Genomic DNA, 6,771 nt, shown 5'->3' on the forward strand with positions numbered 1-6,771 from the left:
GAGAGCTATGAAGCTTATACAGTCTACTTTTTAGCTCTCATGTCGCCCCCCCAGCGAACATATCCAAAATCATCTTCAGTAAATGCAGCGTAAGGTATGTCTGAAGTATGAGCGGGGTTGCTAATTATGGGTATGATTGTGTCCCCTGAACCCCAATACTGGGGGATAAAAGTAAATTAAATTCCCCTCCGGTGCGCTTTCCGTAGGCGAATTAAATTCGCCACGGGTCGCACCGCCAAGTTGGGGCATAATGGTGGCATTACCAAAATCAGACGTCGCGCATTCATACTTCAATTCAGCAACGCCTCAATTCGATTTCTTCCAATCCTCTATATCTGGCGCTTTCACGGACTCAGGAAACATGACCTCAAAACCCCTCTGACGCTCAGAAGCTGGTTCATCACTCATATTCAACAAGGTTTCATAGAAGAAAAACGAGACACCAGCAAATCCCCGCAGTCGGACAGCATCCACTTGCCGCTGAATTTGTGATACCGGAACTAAACGAGTTCTGAGACCACTTAAAATCCCAATCCCTACCGGAATATGACTCCGTGCTCTTTTGACTTCTGTCTGGTCTAATTCCGAGATGAAAGTGCTGAAATTATCTCGATAAATCTGGACAATTAGTTCTTCTACCAAACCCCGTTGTTCCCAAGTTGCCCAATCAGCTAAAAAGAATTGGTAAGAAAAACGCTGGGGATTAGGAGATAGGGAAATAATCACATCATTGTTACTGTCTTCAACACTGTCTTTAACTGCTCGAAACAGCTTGGCTAGGAAATCCGTAATTTTGTTGGCTCGCCACCGTACCCATTCCTGATCCTTTGGGTCAGTGGGGGGAGATTTACCTTGGTGTTCTTGTTTGTACAATTCTACTGTGAAGTCATCGTAACCAAAGGTCACTGGCAAGCCAAAGTGGTCATCGAATTGGATACCATCAACATCATAGTTGCTGACAACTTCGATAACTAAATCTTGAATAAATTGCTGTACTTCTGGTTTAAAAGGATTGAGCCAAACAATCTCTTGTAGTCTTTCATCCTCTGGTTCTAATCCTTTAGTGGTTTGAGTCTTGACCCCATCTTTGGTTTGGGTCAGCCAATCTGGGTGGCGTTTGGCTAATTCAGAATAGGAAGGTGCTTTGAAGCCAAATTCAAACCAGGGAATAACTCTCAAACCATTGTCATGTCCCGCCTCGACAATCTCTTTGAGAACATCTCGTCCTCCCTGCACCCCCTTCTTTGGGTCAAATAAGTCTTTCTCTAACTCCGTGGATATTCGTGCTTCCAGTCCCACTACCCGTTTAGCTACTTGAGACGGATATAGTGTATAACCCCAATTCCACACTGTAGGATATACGGTGTTAAAGTTCAGCTCCTTAAGTTTTTGTAGGCTATCCGTTACTGCTCTATTAGACAACAGTACCTCACTATCAATATTTGTCAGCCATACCCCTCTTAACTCCGCTTCAGTAGAACCAGGACTTGGTGGCTCAAGCTTAGCAATGTATTGATTAGGAATCAATCCAGTGGTTTGGGTAGCTTGGCACAAAAAAGCAGCTACCTCAGCTCGACTAGCTTGTTGGTTAGGTTTGAATTGCTTCACATTAGGGGGATTGACCACAATCTGATTTTCCGTAGCTGCTGCGATCGCATTTTGGGCATAGTTCGGAATTGCCGTAGCATCAGTAAACGCTGCCTTTAAAGTTTCTAGGGAAGGCTTGACCGGTTTATACTTCAATCCACTAGCTAAAGATACTAACGCTTGGACACGAGGGATATTTTGCTTAGGGCGGAAAACTCTACCAGGATAGCCAGCCAAAAATCCCGTTTTATCAGCATTACGAATAGCCTGATTAGCCCAGTAATTAGTTGCTACATCTACGAATTTTTGGTCATTGCGGACTTGAGGAGCACTAGGGAAAGCCTTCAGAAGCAGTGCAGCAAACTCAGCTCTGGTGATCGGAGCATTCGGTTTAAAGGTCCCATCTGGGTAACCCCTGATAATATTTTGTTGTGCTAGTTTGGTGATACACGGCTGTGCCCAATAATTTTCTGGGACATCTTTAAAGGTGCCACTGGCGTAGGATGGGGAAAGCTGCCATAGAGGAATTATCATCCCGATCACAAATAGCAAAATCCACCAACCCTGATGTTTAATGGTTTGCTGAAAGGAAACCAGTCTATTTACCAAGGCTATAGGCCAGAGTCTGAGTAACGGTTTCATTGGTTGAACAAGCTCCGGGTGAAGGTGTTGGGCTAATCAGGATTTTGATTAACCGCGAAGATGCAAAGAACACGACACTAGATTAGCAAACGTTATGGATTAGATGAGAAATGATCCAATGGAGCTAATATGGAGCTAATTAACCGTTACCGTGGCAGTCTCTTAGGATTGGCTGTCGGGGATGCAGTGGGCACTACTTTAGAGTTTAAGCCACCAGGCTCATTTACCCCGATTGAAGATATGGTGGGTGGTGGACCTTTTGGTTTGAAGCCTGGCTATTGGACTGATGATACATCCATGGCTCTGTGTTTAGCCCATAGTCTGATTGAGCAACAGGGGTTTGATCCAGTTGATCAATTACAGCAGTATCTGCGATGGTCCCGAGAAGGTTATCTAAGTAGCACAGGTCAGTGTTTTGATATTGGAAACACAGTATCCCAAGCCTTGCAGCAGTTTGAAAGAACCCAAAACCCTTACTGTGGTTCCACAGCTCCCCGTAGTGCTGGTAATGGGTCTATCATGCGCTTGGCTCCTGTGCCTTTGTTTTATGCTAAAAAACCAAGAGAAGCGATCGAGAAGTCTGGTGATAGTTCACGCACCACTCATGGAGTAGCAAGCGCTGTCGATGCCTGTCGCTACTTGGGGGCGCTGCTAGTGGGAGCAGTTAATGGAGTAAGCAAAGAACAACTGCTTTCGGAACTCTATTGCCCCATTCCTCAATACTGGGAAGAAAACCCAATGGTTGGGGAAATACACGAAATTGCCACAGGATCCTTCAAATACCGCCAGCCACCAGAAATTAAGGGCACAGGTTATGTCGTGAAATCCTTAGAAGCCGCGTTATGGGCCTTTGAGCACAGTAGATCGTTTCGGGAAGGCTGTCTGTTAGCCGTCAACTTAGGTGATGATGCTGATACCACCGGGGCAGTTTACGGACAATTGGCAGGGGCATTTTATGGAGATCAAGGGATACCAGAATCTTGGCGTTACCGACTAGTTAAACGGGAGCTGATTGAGTCCACAGCTGAGCAACTATTTGCCCTCGCTCAAAGCGCTTAAGTTATATCAAGCAAGTCAGTTATATCAATAATTTATAGCGTTTCTCATACTTATGAAGTACATTCCATTTACTTCCCCCCTCCCACCCTTCTGCCAGCAGTAGGGTGGATTCCGACTCCCGACTCCCGACTCCCGACTCCCATTAACCCTAAAGGCCAAAGTCCCTCAGCCAGAAGCCAACGGACTTGATATTAAATAGAATAGACCTGACCATCAATTAATAATCGGGTAATTCCTTTAGCTTGCAAATAGGAAGAGGTCTTCTGAAGCATCTGAGCATCAGGAACCTTGATGACTCGCTCAGAACGGTTAGAAAAACGCCGTGCCACCCTATGGTTTTCAAATACTGGCAAGGTTGTTTCTTGAACTTCTTCGTCAGGAATTTGTCCAAGGTCGCTAAACTCATTGAGAGGGCGAGCAATTAACTCCGCCGCTCGGCTGACTACCAAATAGCAGGTTTTAGGAAGAGAAGCTTCCGAGAGGGGCAAAATTTCAATGTAAGAACCGCTTTTAGCCACAGAGGTTCTGATGGATTCGTGAATCTCAGGATCTGGCAAGTCATCGTCCCAATCTTCATCTAGGTCATCTAGGTCATCTAGGTCATCTAGGTCATCTAGGTCATCTAGGTCATCCAAATCCTCTAAATCATCATCTTGATCCAAATCCCCTAAATCTTCGTCCAACAACTCGGTGAATCTCCTAGTTGCTAGTCCCTTATGCTCAGGTAATAATTCAACTTGCTCATCAACTTGCTCATCAACAGACTTATCTTCCTCTGAACCTGATGTGGTAATATCAAGTTGCAATTGGGTATGTTGCTCCTCTTCCTCCACTGGTGGTTGAACAGCCACAGAGGAACGCTTACGCCGCCGACGTCCATCAGTAGAGGTTGAAGTGAATAAATCACTGATAGATTCTGCTAATGGTTCATTTTTGAGTACAACTAGTGATGATTTAGCGGCTTTTTCTACCACAGGCTTAGCCGTTTTGAGAGTAGAAGAGGAGAGATTTTCAGCAGTACGATTAGAGCGCTTTTGTTGAATTAGAGCCTCGTATTCTTGCTCCAACAAGTTGCTCTTAAGGATACGGCTAATGGTGGAGTTACTAACTCCATAACGGTCAGCCAGCGTTGAGGTTGTCTCTGCTGTCTGTCGATATAGTTCTAGGATGTCCTGTTTATCGACATCAGATAGTTTTCTTGGACTCATGCTACTTTTTCAGCTCGCCTGCGTGAACCACGACGGGAACGGCTCGATATTTGATATTCCAGGGCAGCCCCTATTGCAAACAATACACCACTGAATACAAAAAAGACTTCTGGTAAACCGCCACTTTGGTAGTTCGGTCTAGTCTCAGCATACTTAAACCACATATCTGCAATGTACAGGCAAAATGTTGCAGCGGCAATCATTTGCCAGGATTGGGAAAAACGTCCACCCCAAAATGCTAACAGTAGGGATGAGGCAATAATCAGCAGAATTACATCGCAACCAATGTAGAGGGTGGTCAATTGGTTTGAATAGGCACTCAGTGACTTGTCAAGTTCAATCGCCCACCTTGGAGAATTATGATTGGTACTCTGATTAGCCTCAGAGTTGGTTATTTCAGATGGCTCTGTTGCCGAGATGACCATAGCATTATTTTCCAAGACCAGCAGTGGTGTGGTCGAGTCAGAAATAGAATACGCAATGGTCACATCACCAGATTCAGGAGTGCTTGATTGGAAGGAAGGGGCAAGTAAGAGCAAAGCAGCTAAGGCCATCCCCACTATGGCAATCGCTATAATCGTTAACCCTTGCCAAAGTTCTAAGTTTAAGCGCCTGGGAATAACTGCTAAAAACATACCTACCCCAAGACATACGTAAGAGGATAAGTAAAACACATCTGCTAGTGATACATCAGGGTTAAGGTGAAAATACAGCTCCCACACACCGAATATCAAGCCACCCATCAAATAGAACAGATTCCCCAGAGCGAGTCCTAGCCAGACATTTCGTCCACTGGCAATCTGAGGGCTGCGCCAATTTCTGAAACAGAGAATACTTGCTACTAGGAAGGGTATACATTCTAAAAAGTAGGTACTAATCACGTACCAAAATGGACTCTCTTGCCCAGGGGATGTAATACCAAACAGCAAGAAAAATAATAGGGAAATAATCGCCCAAGCAATACCACCATAGATGATGGTATTGCTGCTGAGGGGAGATAGATTACCTGATGACCGTTCTGCAGAGCTGCTCATAGGAATTTCACACTTATCACTGACTGGCACAATAAGACTATGGTTAGCCAGATAACATATTAATGATTCTAATCGCTTATTTTTAATTGTAGATTATTGCCATATGTAGATTATTGCCATAGTTGACCAAGATCACAGTTGTTAAGCCAGTTGATAAACTGAGTTTGCTCCTGAGCTGGCATATCCTGCAAGATATCGCTAACCCCCTGAGCAAAGTTGGTATTGCCAAAATAGCCTTTACCTAAGCGATAGAGTTCTTGCAACAGGGTGATCAGATGATGTTCTTCCCAGGTAGGAAAATCCGAGTTGGTAAGGGGGTCGATTTTGAGCAATTGTTGTACAGCTTGGGTCGATTGAACCTCGGGAAAGTTTGAATCTATCAAGATCTTGGCGATATCCTTCTGAAACAACCCAGCTTGTCTAGCTCCTAAGAAGTCTTCCACATCCATATACACCGTCTGTAGTAGCAAAATACAGGCTTGAATGTAGGATACCCTAGTGCCCCCAGAGCTGGGTTCAGTCCCTAATTGCTCCAGACGGATTTTTCCCCAAACGCTGTAGCGCTCAGGTTCTTCCAACAATACACAAGCTTTTCCCCGATGATCAGTTAGGTCTCGCCAGAAAGCTATGGCTTCTTCTTCCTGAGTGGCACCAAATACACTGACCAGGCGAAAGGTTTGCCCCTGGTAATTGAGAATCGGGATTTGCTGCTCCCTCTGTGGGTGCTGAATACTAGAGATTTCAACATCCTGCCTTTTCAAAATAAACATGATACTGGCACATGACTCCTGACCCTGTCAGGGGGTGCTGTTGACGAAGTGTTCTAACCCCCTAGTACTCTGTCAATTTAGTTTTGAGGGTTAGGGCAAGGTGGCAAGGTGGCACGCTGGCAAGGTGGCACGGTGTTAAGTCATACCTAATGCTTAGTAAAAGCATCCGGGAAAGTATAGTTTACCCCTCAATTCAATTTTGACAGAGTACTAGTCACTATCTCCTGATCAGAATCCTTGTGACAGAGTCTGACTAAGTTCTGATCAGTGACACTGACTATGTACCTACCTTAACTCGCGTTCGAGCTAAGTGCCTTGAGTCTTACCACTAATTGAGACAAGCAATCGATAATTGTGGTGGCTATCCACTTAAGCTGAAGGCTATGCTGAGGTAAGCATTCAGTTATCAGCTAATGCGCTACGCGCACGCTACTTGAGGTGCTATCAGCCACGCGGGGCGCGTCGTTCGCC

The 6,771-nt window shown here is 45.0% G+C and carries 5 protein-coding genes; 1 reads left to right on the forward strand and 4 read right to left on the reverse strand.

Features of this window, described 5'->3' with window-relative positions; all coding sequences use genetic code 11:
- Positions 1-306 precede the first annotated feature (306 nt).
- Positions 307-2,229 (reverse strand): glycoside hydrolase family 10-like protein, encoded by a 1,923-nt coding sequence (locus AC4II3_RS30250; protein ID WP_488015706.1) that lies wholly within the window; start codon positions 2,227-2,229, stop codon positions 307-309.
- A 129-nt stretch (positions 2,230-2,358) separates the two neighbouring features.
- Between AC4II3_RS30250 and AC4II3_RS30255 the strand changes: the two genes are divergently transcribed.
- On the forward strand, positions 2,359-3,288 hold the full coding sequence (locus AC4II3_RS30255) for an ADP-ribosylglycohydrolase family protein (protein WP_488015705.1): 930 nt from the start codon (positions 2,359-2,361) through the stop codon (positions 3,286-3,288).
- A gap of 191 nt (positions 3,289-3,479) precedes the next feature.
- Here the strand turns inward: AC4II3_RS30255 and AC4II3_RS30260 are convergent, their stop codons facing one another.
- The 3 genes from AC4II3_RS30260 to AC4II3_RS30270 all read right to left on the reverse strand — a co-directional run bounded on the left by AC4II3_RS30260 (position 3,480) and on the right by AC4II3_RS30270 (position 6,300).
- On the reverse strand, positions 3,480-4,496 hold the full coding sequence (locus tag AC4II3_RS30260; protein ID WP_488015704.1) for a hypothetical protein: 1,017 nt from the start codon (positions 4,494-4,496) through the stop codon (positions 3,480-3,482).
- Positions 4,493-5,530, reverse strand: a complete 1,038-nt coding sequence (locus AC4II3_RS30265; protein WP_488015703.1) for a hypothetical protein — start codon at positions 5,528-5,530, stop codon at positions 4,493-4,495. Before AC4II3_RS30265 ends, AC4II3_RS30260 begins: the two co-directional genes overlap by 4 nt.
- A 110-nt stretch (positions 5,531-5,640) precedes the next feature.
- Positions 5,641-6,300: an Npun_F0813 family protein gene (locus AC4II3_RS30270; RefSeq protein ID WP_488015701.1), complete on the reverse strand. Its 660-nt coding sequence runs from the start codon at positions 6,298-6,300 to the stop codon at positions 5,641-5,643.
- Between the last annotated feature and the right edge of the window lie 471 nt (positions 6,301-6,771).

Source organism: Moorena sp., assembly GCF_982860115.1.

What these genes read in the sequence shown, in the direction of transcription:
- AC4II3_RS30250 (WP_488015706.1), bottom strand. Translation starts at nt 2,229, where the DNA reads ATGAAACCGTTACTCAGACTCTGGCCTATAGCCTTGGTAAATAGACTG.
- AC4II3_RS30255 (WP_488015705.1), top strand. Translation starts at nt 2,359, where the DNA reads ATGGAGCTAATTAACCGTTACCGTGGCAGTCTCTTAGGATTGGCTGTC.
- AC4II3_RS30260 (WP_488015704.1), bottom strand. Translation starts at nt 4,496, where the DNA reads ATGAGTCCAAGAAAACTATCTGATGTCGATAAACAGGACATCCTAGAA.
- AC4II3_RS30265 (WP_488015703.1), bottom strand. Translation starts at nt 5,530, where the DNA reads ATGAGCAGCTCTGCAGAACGGTCATCAGGTAATCTATCTCCCCTCAGC.
- AC4II3_RS30270 (WP_488015701.1), bottom strand. Translation starts at nt 6,300, where the DNA reads ATGTTTATTTTGAAAAGGCAGGATGTTGAAATCTCTAGTATTCAGCAC.